This window comes from Staphylococcus sp. GW821-FHT11H10 (assembly GCF_058807855.1).
The window spans coordinates 1-15573 of record NZ_JBXARC010000017.1; the positions used below are offsets into that span (position 1 = coordinate 1).

15 protein-coding genes and 1 pseudogene are annotated in these 15573 nt (G+C 33.4%); 6 read left to right on the forward strand and 10 right to left on the reverse strand.

Features of this window, described 5'->3' with window-relative positions; all coding sequences use genetic code 11:
- Positions 1-207 precede the first annotated feature (207 nt).
- The 4 genes from AC1RRU_RS09250 to cidR form a co-directional block, all read right to left on the reverse strand.
- Positions 208-1947: a pyruvate oxidase gene (locus AC1RRU_RS09250; RefSeq protein ID WP_011274844.1), complete on the reverse strand. Its 1740-nt coding sequence runs from the start codon at positions 1945-1947 to the stop codon at positions 208-210.
- A gap of 52 nt (positions 1948-1999) precedes the next feature.
- The gene (locus AC1RRU_RS09255; RefSeq protein ID WP_016931245.1) at positions 2000-2686 is read right to left on the reverse strand and encodes an LrgB family protein; all 687 of its coding nucleotides are present in this window, start codon (positions 2684-2686) and stop codon (positions 2000-2002) included.
- A gap of 1 nt (position 2687) precedes the next feature.
- On the reverse strand, positions 2688-3074 hold the full coding sequence (locus tag AC1RRU_RS09260) for a CidA/LrgA family protein (protein ID WP_029376681.1): 387 nt from the start codon (positions 3072-3074) through the stop codon (positions 2688-2690).
- Positions 3075-3371: 297 nt separating this feature from the next.
- Positions 3372-4256: a cidABC operon transcriptional activator CidR gene (cidR, locus tag AC1RRU_RS09265; RefSeq protein ID WP_016931243.1), complete on the reverse strand. Its 885-nt coding sequence runs from the start codon at positions 4254-4256 to the stop codon at positions 3372-3374.
- 192 nt (positions 4257-4448) lie between these two features.
- On the opposite strand from cidR, the gene AC1RRU_RS09270 reads away from it, so the two are divergent.
- Positions 4449-4664: a sterile alpha motif-like domain-containing protein gene (locus AC1RRU_RS09270; RefSeq protein WP_011274838.1), complete on the forward strand. Its 216-nt coding sequence runs from the start codon at positions 4449-4451 to the stop codon at positions 4662-4664.
- A gap of 309 nt (positions 4665-4973) precedes the next feature.
- A complete protein-coding gene (locus AC1RRU_RS09275; RefSeq protein ID WP_011274837.1) occupies positions 4974-5408 on the forward strand; it encodes a CHAP domain-containing protein in 435 nt (144 codons plus the stop codon).
- A 101-nt stretch (positions 5409-5509) separates the two neighbouring features.
- Here the strand turns inward: AC1RRU_RS09275 and AC1RRU_RS09280 are convergent, their stop codons facing one another.
- Both AC1RRU_RS09280 and AC1RRU_RS09285 read right to left on the reverse strand, forming a co-directional pair.
- Complete coding sequence (locus AC1RRU_RS09280; protein ID WP_016931241.1) at positions 5510-6787, reverse strand: hydroxymethylglutaryl-CoA reductase, degradative; 1278 nt, start codon at positions 6785-6787, stop codon at positions 5510-5512.
- Between the two features lie 4 nt (positions 6788-6791).
- Positions 6792-7943, reverse strand: coding sequence for a thiolase family protein (locus tag AC1RRU_RS09285; protein WP_011274835.1), 1152 nt, complete (start codon positions 7941-7943; stop codon positions 6792-6794).
- A 294-nt stretch (positions 7944-8237) separates the two neighbouring features.
- On the opposite strand from AC1RRU_RS09285, the gene AC1RRU_RS09290 reads away from it, so the two are divergent.
- Positions 8238-9404, forward strand: a complete 1167-nt coding sequence (locus AC1RRU_RS09290) for a hydroxymethylglutaryl-CoA synthase (RefSeq protein WP_011274833.1) — start codon at positions 8238-8240, stop codon at positions 9402-9404.
- Positions 9405-9492: 88 nt separating this feature from the next.
- On the opposite strand, the gene AC1RRU_RS09295 is transcribed toward AC1RRU_RS09290, so the two are convergent.
- The gene (locus AC1RRU_RS09295; RefSeq protein ID WP_016931240.1) at positions 9493-10014 is read right to left on the reverse strand and encodes a methylated-DNA--[protein]-cysteine S-methyltransferase; all 522 of its coding nucleotides are present in this window, start codon (positions 10012-10014) and stop codon (positions 9493-9495) included.
- Positions 10015-10104: 90 nt separating this feature from the next.
- On the opposite strand from AC1RRU_RS09295, the gene AC1RRU_RS09300 reads away from it, so the two are divergent.
- The gene (locus tag AC1RRU_RS09300) at positions 10105-10422 is read left to right on the forward strand and encodes a YrhK family protein (RefSeq protein WP_011274831.1); all 318 of its coding nucleotides are present in this window, start codon (positions 10105-10107) and stop codon (positions 10420-10422) included.
- A 56-nt stretch (positions 10423-10478) separates the two neighbouring features.
- Here AC1RRU_RS09300 and AC1RRU_RS09305 read toward each other — a convergent pair whose 3' ends face one another.
- Both AC1RRU_RS09305 and AC1RRU_RS09310 read right to left on the reverse strand, forming a co-directional pair.
- The gene (locus tag AC1RRU_RS09305; protein WP_037536135.1) at positions 10479-11429 is read right to left on the reverse strand and encodes a CorA metal ion transporter family protein; all 951 of its coding nucleotides are present in this window, start codon (positions 11427-11429) and stop codon (positions 10479-10481) included.
- Positions 11430-11604: 175 nt separating this feature from the next.
- Complete coding sequence (locus AC1RRU_RS09310; RefSeq protein WP_011274829.1) at positions 11605-12075, reverse strand: hypothetical protein; 471 nt, start codon at positions 12073-12075, stop codon at positions 11605-11607.
- 311 nt (positions 12076-12386) lie between these two features.
- Here AC1RRU_RS09310 and AC1RRU_RS09315 point away from each other — a divergent pair.
- Positions 12387-12934 (forward strand): annotated as a pseudogene (locus AC1RRU_RS09315) (TetR/AcrR family transcriptional regulator).
- Between the two features lie 112 nt (positions 12935-13046).
- A complete protein-coding gene (locus AC1RRU_RS09320; protein ID WP_011274827.1) occupies positions 13047-13493 on the forward strand; it encodes a VOC family protein in 447 nt (148 codons plus the stop codon).
- Positions 13494-13932: 439 nt separating this feature from the next.
- On the opposite strand, the gene pruA is transcribed toward AC1RRU_RS09320, so the two are convergent.
- Positions 13933-15477, reverse strand: a complete 1545-nt coding sequence (pruA, locus tag AC1RRU_RS09325; protein ID WP_011274825.1) for an L-glutamate gamma-semialdehyde dehydrogenase — start codon at positions 15475-15477, stop codon at positions 13933-13935.
- Between the last annotated feature and the right edge of the window lie 96 nt (positions 15478-15573).

Below are 15573 nucleotides of genomic sequence, written 5' to 3' on the forward strand. Positions count from 1 at the left end.
ATATAGACTTACACATAGGCGCATTACCTTTCTTTTTTATTTTGTTTGGTAGCTAATAATTATAGAGGTAATTGCGCTATTTTTGTATTCAAACATAAAAATTGGACTGATGATTTTTAGTCATCAGTCCAATTTATTATAGAGCCAAATATTCATAAAAAAACACTGACAAAAGCATTGCTTTCGTCAGTGTGTCGAATCTATTTCTTATAAGAAACGTTTAGCAGCGACAGAAATTGGTGGAATTTCGTCGAAGTCTAATTTTTTATCTTCAGTGATTGATCTGTAAGCCCATTTACCATAGTTGATTGCTTCTTCATTAACAATTTTACCTGGTAATGGTGCGGCATTTGGATCAACATGTACATCAACGATTGTTGGTACATTTTCATTTAACGCTGCTTCTACTACTTCATCGATACGGCTAGGATCTTTTAATACATAACCTTTACCGCCTGCAGCTTCAGCGAATTTAGCATGGTCCATATCAGAGAAATCAATGGCATATTCTAATTCACCTGCAGCTTGTTGTTCATATTTAATAAATGATAATTGTTTGTTATTCATAACAAAAATTGTCATTGGTAAGTCATATTGAACAGCAGTTGCAAAGTCTTGCATTACCATTTGGAATGCACCGTCACCGCTAATTGAGATAGCTTGACGTTTAGGGAAAGCGATTTTAGAAGCAATTGCTCCTGGAAGTCCGCAACCCATTGTACCTAACCAAGAAGAAATAATAAATTTATTATTTACCGATAAGTTTAGGTAACGTGTTGACCAAACTGTAGATGTACCTACATCGATTGAGAATACAGCATCATCGTCACTATATTTACTAATTGATTTCATTAAACGTTCTGGGCGGATTGGTGTGCTTTCTTGATTCATATCTTGTTCCATCCATTTATCCCAAACAGCTTTACGTTCTAATGTTTTTTCTAAGAATGGGCGTTGTGGTACGTGTTTGATAGCATCAGTTAATTGATGGAAAGCAAGTTTCGCGTCACCAACGATACCAACATTGACACTGAAACGATGTCCAATTACATCTGGGTTTGTATCAATTTGAATTGCTTTAATATTTTTCTTAGGTAGGTAGTCAACGTAAGGATAGTTAGTACCTGCCATGATTAATAAATCGGCATCTTGAATTGTTTGGTAAGATGTTTTTGTTCCGATTTTACCTAAGTTACCGATGCTATATGGGTGATCATCAGGAATGATTGTTTTAGCTGGTAACGTATGAATTACTGGAATTTTAGCCGCTTCTACAAATTCACGTAATTCATCTTTAGCATTTTGTGCACCTACACCAATAATCATTACTGGTTTTTTACTTTTATCGATTAATTTTGCTGCTTTTTTAATGCTACGTAATGTTGGAGTTGGTGCTTTTGGTTTAGTAGTGTCTATAGCACGATGAGTTGTATCTTTAATTTTTTGAGTTAATAAGTCATTAGGACATACAACTACTGCTACACCGCGTTTTTCGTATGCTGTACGAATAGCTTCGTTAACAATTTCAAATACGTTATCACCTTTTTGAATTTGGTGATTATATACAGAAACATCTGACACCATATCAGTAATGTTTGTTTCTTGGAAAGCTTTTGTACCTAATAAAGTACTATTTGTTTGACCAGCTAAAATTAATTGAGGTACGCGATCCATTTTTGCATCATACATACCATTTAATAAGTGAACGATACCAGGACCACCGATACTTAATGCTACCCCAATTTTACCTGTCATCTTAGTGTATGAAGCTGCAGCTAAACTTGCTACTTCTTCATGACGTACATGATAGAATTTAAATGAGTCTCTAACAGTACGTAGACTATCTACTACTGCGTCAATTGAATCCCCTGGAATACCATATAAGTGATCAATATCCCATGCTTCTAACGCTTTAACTAATGCTTCGTTTGCTTTTATCTTCGCCATTATTACAATAGCTCCTTTCTCTTTTTAAACGAGTACAATATATATATTCCCTTTAGTAGAATAAAATAATCATAATTGGAATAAGTATCGAACTAATTACAGCAGTTAATATCATTCCAATTGAACTAAATGCACCAGATTCAGTATCGTGTTCTAATGCTTTTGCGGTACCAAAAGCGTGTGATGCATTCCCATATGTTAACCCTCTGGCAATAGAGGTCTTAAAGTTACCTACTTTCAATAACATTGATCCCATCATACTACCTATTAAACCTGTAGTTATAATGAATAATACTGTAATCGTATCAGTACCACCTAATTCCTGTGATACTTCGATACCTACAGCAGCTGTTATTGAACGTGGTAATATTGTTACTATCGTCTCCTCATCGTAACCCAATAAGTTTAACGAGGTAAACACTAACACAAAATTAAGTATTACGCCAACCATCACGCTTGAAAAGATAATACTTAAATTCTCAATAATTTTATGTCGATTCTTATATAGTGGGTAAGCTAAACATACAACAGTGGCATTCAATAAATGATTGATCCATTTACCACCTGTCATATAATCATGATAGTTTTGATGTGTTAACAATAATACAATAATGACACCAACCGAACCTACTAACGCTGGGTTCAAAAATGGATTATCATATTTTTGTTGTAGCTTTTTTGCAGAAAAATACATAACGACGGTCAACAATATCATTAAGATAGCTTGAATGAATGTCATACTATTGATGACCTCTCTTAACGTTAGGTTGTTTAACCATCTTTTCAGCGATGTAACCAGAAGCTAGTGCAACGCAACTTGTACCTACAATAATTAATAAGAAGAAAATGATATAACTCTTTGTAATATCAGAAACAACATCCATTATTCCTACTACAGAAGGTATAAAGAAAAACACCATTGTAGCTAATAGAAATTCTGCGCCGTCAGATATCCAATTCATACGTATCACTTTCAGTTCAAGTAAAATGTACAACATTATCATGCCTACGATACTTCCAGCTAGTGGTATATGCAATAATGTTTGCAATAAACTACCTAAGTAACTAATGACTATGATAATGGCAATTTGTATGATAACTTTTGAAATAAATAATACTTTTTTCAAGAAGACTGACCTCCCACTAAAATATGTCGAAATTGTTACAGTGAAATTTAAACCTACATTCATCATTCTAATTCAACCTAAGAAAATAGAAAAATATCCATTTTAAATACCACCTATAGTTTATTTCTATGTAATCGCTTTAATAACTATACGTATTGGTGTGATTGAATTTCGATGACAATATTATTGCGTTCGGAACGAACCCAACATATGCAAATAAAATAGAGAAGCGTTTCGTTTAAACGCTTCTCTATTTTTATTTATCTATTTATTGTGCTTGTTGTTATGAAGTATTATTTAGTCATATTTTAATCTTTTGCTCATAAATTCTATCCATTTAGAGGTAGCGTGACTTAATAGTTTATCCTTTTTCCAAATTGCACCTAGTTCCCAACTCATTCCAGTATCCTCAATCTTAATACTTCTGATATTGTCTTTGAGCATGTTAGCGATGTGCTCTGGTAAGATACTTACACCTAAACGTGCCAGCAACAGATACTCAATAAAGTTCCATTGCGAGACATTTGAAACCGTATTTGGGAGAAAACCTGCATTTTTAGCTGCGGCAATAATTTTATCATTAAGGTAAAAGTCTTCGTTAAACAATATAAAATCTTCATTCTTAAGTTCTGCCATTGTAACAGAATCACGTGATGCAAGGTCATGTTCTTTACTTACAACTAATCTCAAATCTTCGCTATATAATGGTAAATAGTCAAAGACGTTCTCATCTATTGGAATGGTAGTAATTCCAATATCAATTTGATCATTAATAAGTCGCGTCTCTATAGATTTACCGCCACTTTCATTTAAATTATACGTAACGTTTGGATAGAGCTTGTGAAACTCCCCTAGTATGTAGATAAATTGTTGCATGTCCATTACTGCAGACATACCTATATTGATATGACCTGTTTCTAATCCTAATAGCCCATTAATTTCGAAAGGAATATTATCATATAACGTTATAATTTCTTCGCACTTTTTATAGAATATTTTACCCGCATCAGTGAGTACGAGGTAACGCTTTTGACGATCAAATAATGTCATTTTCAATTCATTTTCTATATCTTTAATTGCTTTACTAATCGTCGGCTGCGCTATGTATAGAGATTTCGAAGCATTTGTCATACCACCTTGATTAACTACTTCCATAAAATATTTCATATGTTTGATGTCCAAATGCTCACCCTCTTTGTTCATTATTGTAATTTCATTATACACGAAATATTTTTGAGAAAATAAAAATATGTAAAGTTAAACTAAATATTTCCGAGAACAAGTCTAATTCAAATTCAATGTAAGACCCTATATGTTTCATTATAAAAAAATGTTATAATCACATAGGCTCAAATTGATTGAAGAGGTGAGGCATTGAGCTTTTACGAATTTATGCAAAATTTTGTTGGTGATGACACACCATTAGGTGAATTGGTAAATTGGATTAATCAAGATAGCAATTTCCCTAGAGACGTGAAGAGCCAAGTAGAAGTATTGTCATATTTTCGAAATAATCCATGTCCAGAAAACATACCCGTGACTATCGTTAAAAGAGCATTGGCTGTTTTTAACCAATTCACAAATGTATAATTTCTAATTTGTTATTATACATCATGGACGTATCATCTCACCAAGCGCCTTTATGGCGCTTTTATTATAGGGTAAACTTAAAAAATTTCACATTTAAAATTAAATGATGCTACGAACTTTAAGACAATACCATGCTACTATCTTAAATTGTGCAAAATTACTTTAATGTAAAATAAGTTACAAATTACGCAGTTATATTTCATATATATTACAGTTACTTGTATAATTCGTTTCTTATATTGTATTACACCTTTTTAACAAATATGATTAATACAGTTTTTAATTCTTTTATATTTTGAGGAGAACAAAATGAAATTTAAAAAATTATTTTCACGTCTTTTACTCGCTACTGGAATCATGTTCGCAGGAACTTTTACATATCAAAACATTGAACACACGCACGTATCTAAAGCCGCTTCATATAATTACTATACGAAAGGTCAATGTACTTGGTGGGCATATCAACGCCGTGCTCAACTTGGCAAACCTGTTTCAAATCGTTGGGGAAATGCAAAAAACTGGTATTACAACGCAAAACGCTCTGGTTACAGAACTGGTCACACGCCTAAACGCTACGCAGTAATGCAATCTACTGCAGGATATTATGGTCACGTTGCTGTAGTTGAACGTGTATATAGTAATGGTAGTATTAAAGTTTCTGAATATAATTACAATAGACCTAGTGCATACGGAACTCGCTACTTAAGTAAATGGTCTGCACGTAATTATAATTACATCTACTAAAATAAATAATGACATATAAATGATAAATAAAAGCCACTACTTATGAATCGAGGTCTTGATTTAAGAACCTTACTCGTAATTAGTGGCTTTTCTAAATATTGTTATTGTTGTCGTAAATCTTTTAAAATTTGTTGAGCTGTAGCAGTATTAGCTTTAGGCGCAGCTTTCAATGCTTCGGCAACACGAGCAATCTCATCACCTTGAGCACCTACTACGATAGCTAATGATTTGTATTGTAAACTCATGTGACCTTTTTGAATACCTTCAGAAACTAAGGCTCTACATGCTGAAAAGTTCTGTGCCAATCCAACAGCAGCAACAACCTGACCTAATTCTTGTGCTGATTGAACATTCAATAATTCAAGTGATGCTTTCGCAATTGGCAATACTTTCGTACCGCCACCGACGATCGCTAATGTCATCGGTACTTCTATTGTTCCGACTAAGCGACCACGTTCTTTATCAAACTTCCAAGTCGCAATACCTCTATATTGTTCATCACGACTGGCATATGCATGTGCACTTGCTTCTGCTCCGCGCGTATCATTACCAGTTGCTAAGACTACGGCGTGAATGCCATTCATAACACCTTTATTGTGTGTTGCAGCACGATGTATATCGACTTGTGCTAGTACAGAAGCACGCTCCATGCGTTGTGCTACTTCTTCACCAGAACGATCACCTTTATTTAAATCTTTGATATCAATTTCACCTTGAACTCGTACTACTGAGGCTGTGGCATGGTTAGACAAAATGCTCATAAGCACATCGCGATTTGGAAACTCATTCTTCATATGTGCAGTTATAGCTTCCAAGATTGTATTAAGCATATTGGCACCCATTGCATCTTTAGTATCTACAAATACTTTTAAAGACAATAGTTGATTCTCTGGGAACGTATCAATTTCAATACGTCTGTAACCACCACCACGTTCTATAATTGATGGGTAAGCTTCAGCTGCAATCTGTTTAATTTGTGGCTCTAAATCATATATGGCTTGTGCTAAGGCATCTGTATCACTAACATCATCAAATACAATTTGGCCAATCATTAATCGTTCACTCTTAACTGTTTTAAAGCCACCTGTATTGTTGACTAACTTAGCGCCATAGCTTGCAGCAGCTACTACTGAAGGTTCTTCAACCATCATCGGTACAACATATTCTTTATCATCGACAATGATTTTAGGTAATAAACCTACAGGCAATGTACCTTGACCAATTACATTCTCAATTAAACTATTCGCAACTTCTTCATTAATTAATGGATTTTTTAGTAAAACATCATAGCTTTCATCAGTTAACCATCCATAATCAACAAGTTGTTTTAATTTATCTTCACGAGATAAATGTCGAAATGTCTTATCTAAACTCTTCATACCATTATTCCCCTTTATCAATCATTAGAGCGATACCTAGTCCTCCACCAATACATGCTGTAGCAATACCCGTACGTTTATTTTCTTGTTCAAGTGCGTTCACTAAAGTAGTGACTAATCTAGCACCACTGGCACCAATTGGGTGTCCTAGTGCAATAGCACCGCCATAGATATTTAATTTTTCATCTGGAATATGCAAATTGTCTTTGACTGGTATACTTTGTGCAGCAAATGCTTCAGTCATTTCTACAATATCAACGTCATCGATTTTGCTATCCGTTTTATCAAGTAGCTTCTCAACAGCATAGAATGGCGCATAGCCCATATATTGTGGGTCACAACCTACTTCTGCATAATCTCCAACAATTCCTAAAATATCGTAACCATGCGCTTTAGCATATGATTCTTCCATTAAAATGAGTGCAGATGAACCATCATTAATACTTGAAGCATTACCACCAGTTACTGTCCCATCTTCTTTGAAAATTGTCTTTAATGTCGCAAGCTTCTCAACACTACTATTTGGGCGAACACCTTCATCAGAAGTCATTTGTTCCCCTTCTGCGTCAGTCATACCGATGATTTCATTATTAAATTTACCATCTTGCGTCGCTTTAGCTGCTTTAGCTTGTGAATGATTTGCGAACTCATCTTGCATTTCACGCGTGATGTCATATTTTTCAGCTATGTTCTCAGCTGTTACACCCATTGGTACATAATGAAAGGCATCTGTTAAACCATCATGCATAAAGCTTTCCACTGGTTCTTGACCTTCTTTTAAGATTAATTGTGGGGCATTTGTCATACTTTCAACTCCACCCACTGCTACTACATCCGCTTCACCTAATTGAATTAACTGTTTCCCTAATATAATTGCTTTAAGACCTGATCCACATACCTCATTAATTGTCATAGCTGGTGTTGTATCAGGTACACCCGCTTTAATCGCAATTTGACGTGCTGGGTTTTGTCCTACACCACTTTGTAGCACATTACCGAAAATAACTTGTTGTATTATATTAGGATCAATATTTGCTGAATCGATTGCACCTTTCAAAGCTGTCGTTCCCAATTCAACTGCAGAATAATTTCTTAATTTACCTTTATATCTACCGATTGGCGTTCTTTTAGCACTAACTATAGCAATTTTTTTCATTCTTTATCTCCTTATATGTAGTTTATATATAAATTGTAATTTAGTTATTTAATTTGGTAAAATAACTATTAATATGATTATTAATAATAGCCGATAGAAGTTATCTCACACTCAATGTTCTACCATGCAGTTTCACGTATTTTATTTTATTACTGTATTAAACGACATGCGTTATTGCATTTAACTTTTCGTATGAAAACGCTTTCTATTAGTGAGCATTTTAAATGAAATTGTCTCAAAAAGCTACTATTAATATGAATTATAAAATTAGAATAACGAAAGGATGTAGTGCCCGTGAGTATAGGAATCGATAAAATTAACTTTTACGTACCTAAATACTATGTAGACATGGCTAAGCTTGCTGAAGCTCGCCAAGTTGATCCAAATAAATTTTTAATTGGGATTGGTCAAACCCAAATGGCAGTCAGTCCAGTATCACAAGATATTGTATCTATGGGGGCTAATGCTGCTAAAGATATTATAACAGATGATGATAAAAAACATATTGGAATGGTCATTGTAGCAACTGAATCTGCAATCGATAATGCCAAAGCTGCTGCAGTACAAATTCACAATTTACTAGGTATTCAGCCATTCGCACGCTGCTTCGAAATGAAAGAAGCTTGCTATGCTGCAACACCTGCAATCCAATTAGCTAAAGACTACATTGAGAAACGACCTAATGAAAAGGTACTTGTTATCGCAAGTGATACAGCTCGTTACGGTATTCAATCTGGTGGTGAACCGACACAAGGTGCTGGTGCCGTAGCTATGTTGATTTCAAATAATCCAAGTATCTTAGAATTGAATGATGATGCCGTTGCATATACTGAAGATGTGTATGACTTCTGGAGACCAACTGGACATAAATATCCATTAGTTGCCGGTGCGTTATCTAAAGATGCATATATCAAATCATTCCAAGAAAGTTGGAACGAATATGCTCGACGTGAAGATAAAACATTATCTGACTTTGAGTCATTATGTTTCCACGTACCTTTCACTAAAATGGGTAAAAAAGCTTTAGACTCAATTATCAATGATGCCGATGAAACGACGCAAGAACGTTTAACATCTGGATATGAAGATGCAGTATATTACAATCGCTATGTAGGTAATATTTATACTGGCTCTTTATATCTAAGTTTGATTTCATTATTAGAGAATAGATCACTTAAAGGTGGTCAAACTATTGGATTATTTAGCTATGGATCTGGTTCTGTAGGAGAATTCTTTAGTGCTACGCTAGTCGAAGGCTATGAAAAACAATTAGATATTGAAGGACATAAAGCCTTATTGAATGAACGTCAAGAAGTTTCAGTTGAAGACTATGAAAGTTTCTTCAAGCGATTCGATGATTTAGAATTCGATCACGCTACTGAACAAACTGATGACGATAAGTCTATTTACTACTTAGAAAATATTCAGGACGATATACGTCAATATCATATTCCTAAATAACGTTGATATTAATTAAGAGGCATTCAAAATAAGGGCAATTTAGGCTCTTATCTCGAACGCCTCTTTATTTACGTGTAAAGTAAAAGTGTTATGGTTTAGTTGAATTTTTAGGTCTATACAAATTATTCATATCTACTTGCTCAAGCTCGAGTAGTTTAATTTTATGATTAATCGTGCCACCATATCCTGTTAAACTTCCATCTTTTCCAACCACGCGATGGCATGGAATAATAATAGAAATCGGATTACTACCGACTGCACCACCTATTGCTTGTGCAGACATATTCGGCTTATTGCGTTCTTCACCTACAAGATTCGCTAGATCACCATATGTTTTTAATTGTCCATATTCTATTTCTTGTAGCTTTCGCCACACACTTTTTTGAAAATCAGTGCCTTCCGGTTTAAGTGAAAAATCAATTTGCGGACGATTTCCTGAGAAATATTCATTTAACCACTCAACCACTTTTTTAAAAATATCTAAATCAGGATTAGTTGGATGAGTAACAGTTGTGTCGTTATATTTATAAAGTACGTGTGTAAGTGACTCACCATCACTGATGAGTTCTAAATTTTGTACGAGAGATTTGTAAAGCATTGAATAAGACATCATACCCCTCCTTTCTGACCATTATGAAGAAGTTTCATGTCAAAGTACAACGGGAAGTATGTTATTACTTAAAATAATGGAGGTGTTAAAATGGCTGGTTTAAATAAAGATGATGTTGATTTACATTTTAATACCAATCAATTTAATGAAGATGATCATGCGAAGCAAATCTCATTCTTCTACAAAGCCCTATATCAAATCAACGATATCGTACTGGGCATTATATTTTTAATTGGTAGTTTTCTATTTTTTAGTGACCAAACCATGATTGCCGGCACAATACTATTTGTGATTGGAAGTATTCAAATGACAGCACGACCTGTAATCTCTTTTGTCCATGACATGAAACTGTCTAAATATTACAAACGCAAATATAAACAGCTCCTAGATGAAAAGAAGCAACATTAATAGATATAAGCGTGTGAATCTACCATTTGTAGAATCATACGCTTATTTAGTTTGCGTTAGAACCAGTTCTTCTTTTTGAAAAGAGTAATGAGTGAAACAACAACCACTAATGAAATAGCAATAAAGACGAAATAACTATAATGCCAATCAAGTTCTGGCATATAAGAGAAGTTCATGCCATACCATCCCGTTAAAAATGATAGCGGAAAGAATATAGACGAAATAATGGTTAAGACATTCATCACACCATTAATTCTATTAGAGCGATAAGACTCGTTATTATCTTTAATATCATCTGTGATATGCTCACAGGCCATTAACGTATCTGTTTGTCTTAATAATCTACTATGAATATGTTTAATCAATAATTGATATTCATGTGATACGTCTAATGGTGATTCATCTATTATTTCATTTAGGAGTTGCTCCATAGGAATGAGCACACGCTTCAGTTTAATAATTTCAGAACGAATATTATATACATCATCCATTAATTTACGGTTATTGACTTTATCTACATTTTGATTCTCAAAAGAAAAAACTATGTCTTCAACATGATCCACATATTTAAAATATTGATGTGTAATTTTATCAACCATGATAGTTGTTAGTTCAATCGTAGTTATAGCTTTAGGTGACTTATTGAATGACGTAATGATATCTGATAATACTTCCATTGGATATTTATGAACCGTGATTATCCAATTACCCTTAACAGTAATACTCAGGGGTTCTGCTGAGAAATTATTATGACTAATGGCATGCAATATTAAATATAAATGCTTTTTCTGTGGATGATTACTAACTTTAGGTCTCGTAACTGTAAATACAGATTCCTCTATGTGGTGCCTAGCAATATTGAATCGTTGAGTGAGTAATGCTTGATCGTTTTTCGTCGGATTCTCAAAATCAATCCACACAAGTTTGGCATCCTCAGGAATAGCTGAAAATGTACATGCAGTATGGAAGTGGTTTGATTGGTCTTGAAAATGGACACGAATTGCCATAGTATCTCCTACTTTAGATAAGTTTTACTCATCAATACCACTTTTCAGAAAATGAAAACAAAAGGTTAGGACTATCATGGATTGTAGGACAGAATTAATTCTTAATTCATAGTCCCGGACCCACTGTTGTCCTAACCTCTTATAACAATTCATTTATACTAATCAATTGATGTTATTAGTTTTGGTTAAAATTATATAATTCATAACCTTTATCTTTAGCATACTCAATTGCTAAGATTTCTAAAACATTAATGAACGCTGGTTCATCTTTAACATTGACATATTGGAATTTCAAATTATAATCTTCAGCTGTAATTGATTTAATATCCTCTTCATTGACACCTTTTTTCTGTGCTAAACCTTTTTTAAATTTAGTAGTGCCGACGCCTGATTTTAAATTATATTGACCTAATTTATTGAATAAGTCTTTTGTAATAAGTTGGTAACCAGTAGAATAGCCTCCTGTTTGACCAACGAAGATAGGCGTCTTTTTATCGAAGATAACATATACGCCAAATTTATCTTGAACTTTTTCACGATCTTCTTTGCTAAATGTTAATGCATTATCTTTATCATATTTAAATAATTTTTTTAGTTGCTTCTTATTATCTTCTTTAATTTGATCTAATTGTTTAGTGCCTTTCATAATTAAAATCCTCCCATATAGATTATTTCTATAAATTAAACTTAGAAAATAGAATAAATTTATGAAAAATACAATTTTATTTTTAATAGTTAAACAATGTTTCTATTTGGATATCATATACCCTTTCATAACGCTTTAAAACGCTATGCCAAAATCATTACACAATACATTTCATATTTTTAATCAGTTTATTTTTTATACGTAATTTACATTTTTAATGTAAATGCATGTTTATTTATATAATCTATAATTAAATATTATGTTTCACCAAATTTATTAGATTCTTCTATCTATGTTAGGGGAGAACAATTTTGAATGATAAAGACTTACGGGTAATTAAAACTAAAAAGCATTAACTGATAGCTTATATTCATTGCTCGAACAAGAGATGTTTACACCATTAACGGTTAATAAAATTTGTAAGCATGCTAGTGTTCATCGCACTACTTTTTATAAACATTTTTACGATAAATACGAATTGCTTAAATACCTATTAAAATTAACACACGATGACTATTTTGCGACTGATATTAAAGAACGTTTGAATAATCCTTTTCAAACTTTAGCTAATTCTTTCAATAAAGAAGAGGTATCTCGAATTGAACTTAAGCAATATAACGATAAAGAGTTTGAAGATGTTCGCAATAAATATTTAATTGAAATAATGCAAAAGGATTTCAAAACCAACATGCATCGTATTACTGTTGATAATGTAGTACCGAAAAGCCTAGTATTCTATGTGTTTGGTTCGGTACTAAATGCATTTATCGATTGGAAAAAGAATGAAAATGTCGAGATTAAACCTAAGCAAATGGACCAAATCTTTCATAAACTTATCAATATCAAAGCACATGATTAATTAGAATAATCATTCTATTTTGTTCAAAGTTTCACGACCGTATATTAATCGCTATTTACATCTATTCATTATATAATGGACTGGGTTACAAACTAACTAAAGGGGTTTTATCATGACTGAATTATTTCCATATTTAGCATTTGAAAAAGCAAAAGATGCAATAGCATATTACGAAGAAGTATTTGGCGCTACAAACGTCAAAAGATTAGAAGTGAGCGAAGAACAAGCGGAACAATTTGGCATGACAAAAGAACAGGCTGCAGAAGCTACAATGCACGCTGAATTTGAAGTGTTAGGTGTTAAAATTTTATGCTCTGATTCATTCGGACGTGTAGAGAACATCAACAATGGTATTTCATTACTTATTGATTTCGATGTCAACAATCAAGACGATTCAGATAGAGTTCAACAGTTTTACGATGAAATTAAAGATCATGACTCATTAGACATTGAAATGCCACTCAAAGAACAATTCTGGGGTGGAAAAATGGGCGCCTTTACAGATAAATATGGCGTACGTTGGATGTTACATGGCCAAGACTATACAAAACTTAATTAAAAATCACATTGTTTTTATTAAACTATTAATAAAAGGTTTTATGACACAATATTCTTAGATAAGTGAGAAGCAGATTCTATTGAAATTATATAGAATTTGCTTCTTTTATTTAACATTTAAGTCATACACATTTAAGAAAGTAGCGTTGATATAGATAATAAATAGAGCTGGGGAATGGGCCTCAGCAAAGAAATTTTCAACTAGCAAATCTACAAACAAAACAAACTGTGGAAATGGAACTTACGTGCTTGAGCACTTAAGTAAGTTGTTCTAATGATTAAAGTCAAAGAACTACATTACAGCTTCCTAGGCAAGTACCACCAATTTAATGAAATAAAAATAAGTCAGTAAATGAATGGACTATACTCATTTACTGACTAATTATTTAGAAATGTTATTCTAAATTTTATTAAACTTGTTATATATTGATCTTAATTCATTAGAACATTTCTGAAACGACTTTTTGTTCTAAGAAGTTTAATAAGTAGTCTGGACTACCTGTTTTGGCATCTGTACCAGACATTTTGAAGCCACCAAATGGATGGTAACCTACTACTGCTGCAGTACATCCACGGTTAAGATATAAGTTACCTACATCGAATTCATTCACTGCTTTAATCCAGTTTTCACGATTATTTGTGATAACCGCACCTGTTAAGCCATAGTCTGTATCATTCGCAATTTCAATCGCTTCTTCAAAATTATCAAATTTAGTAAAGCCAACCACTGGACCAAAGATTTCTTCTTGCATGACTTGATCAGATGATTTTAATCCTGAAATAATTGTTGGTTTAATGAAGTAACCCGTTGAATCATCAGCTTCGCCACCGATTTCAATTTTACCTTCTTTTCCACCAATTTCGATATATTTTTTAATTTTGTCGAATTGTTTTTTATTAATAACAGGGCCCATGAATGTATTATCTACAGTGTTACCAACTGTTAATTCTTTAGTTAATGCTACCGCTTTTTCTAATACTTCATCATACACTGAACTGTGTACGATGGCACGTGAACATGCAGAACATTTTTGGCCTGAGAAACCAAATGCTGACGTTATAATTGATTCTGCAGCTAAATCAGTATCAATATTTTCATCAACGACAATCGCATCTTTACCGCCCATTTCTGCAATAACACGTTTTAAGAATGTTTGTCCTTCTTGAACAACTGCGCTACGTTCGTAAATACGAGTTCCTGTTGCACGTGAACCTGTAAATGTAACAAAGTGTGTATGAACAGAATCAACTAAATAGTCACCGATTTCTTTCGGATCACCAGGTACAAAGTTAACAACACCTTTAGGAAGACCCGCTTCTTCTAAGATTTCGATTAATTTATACGCTGTTAATACTGTATCTTCAGCAGGTTTCAATAGAACTGTGTTACCAGCAACAACTGGTGCTAATGTTGTACCAGCCATAATTGCAAATGGGAAGTTCCAAGGTGGAATTGTAACACCAGTACCAATTGATTTATAGAAGTACTTGTTATGTTCTCCTTCACGATCTAATACCGGTTTACCATCTGCTAATTCCATCATTGAACGTGCATAGTATTCGATAAAGTCGATACCTTCTGCTGCATCGCCAACAGCCTCATCCCAAGGTTTACCTGCTTCATATACCATGACTGCAGAGATTTCCTCTTTACGACGGCGAATAATTGCTGCAACGCGTAATAATAACTCTGCACGATCTTTATGTGACCATTGACGCCATGCTTTATAAGCTTTGTTTGAAGATTCAAACGCTTTATCTACATCTTCCTTAGTAGCTTTAGATACTTTAGCAATTAATTCCGATGTATTAGCTGGATTAATTGAATCAAATGTATCATCTTTAGTAATGTGCTCACCGTCAATCACAATTGGAAGTGTTTGACCAAGTTCATTTTTAACTTGCTCTAACGTTTTTTGAAATCTTTCTACATTTTCTTGTACTGAAAAATCAATCCCAGGTTCATTTTTGAAAGGTACTACCATTCTTAATTACCCCCTATGTATTTGTAAGAATTATAAAAATCAGTAAAACATTGACTTACTTAAAATGATAATTTGTATCATTAATTTCATTCTACT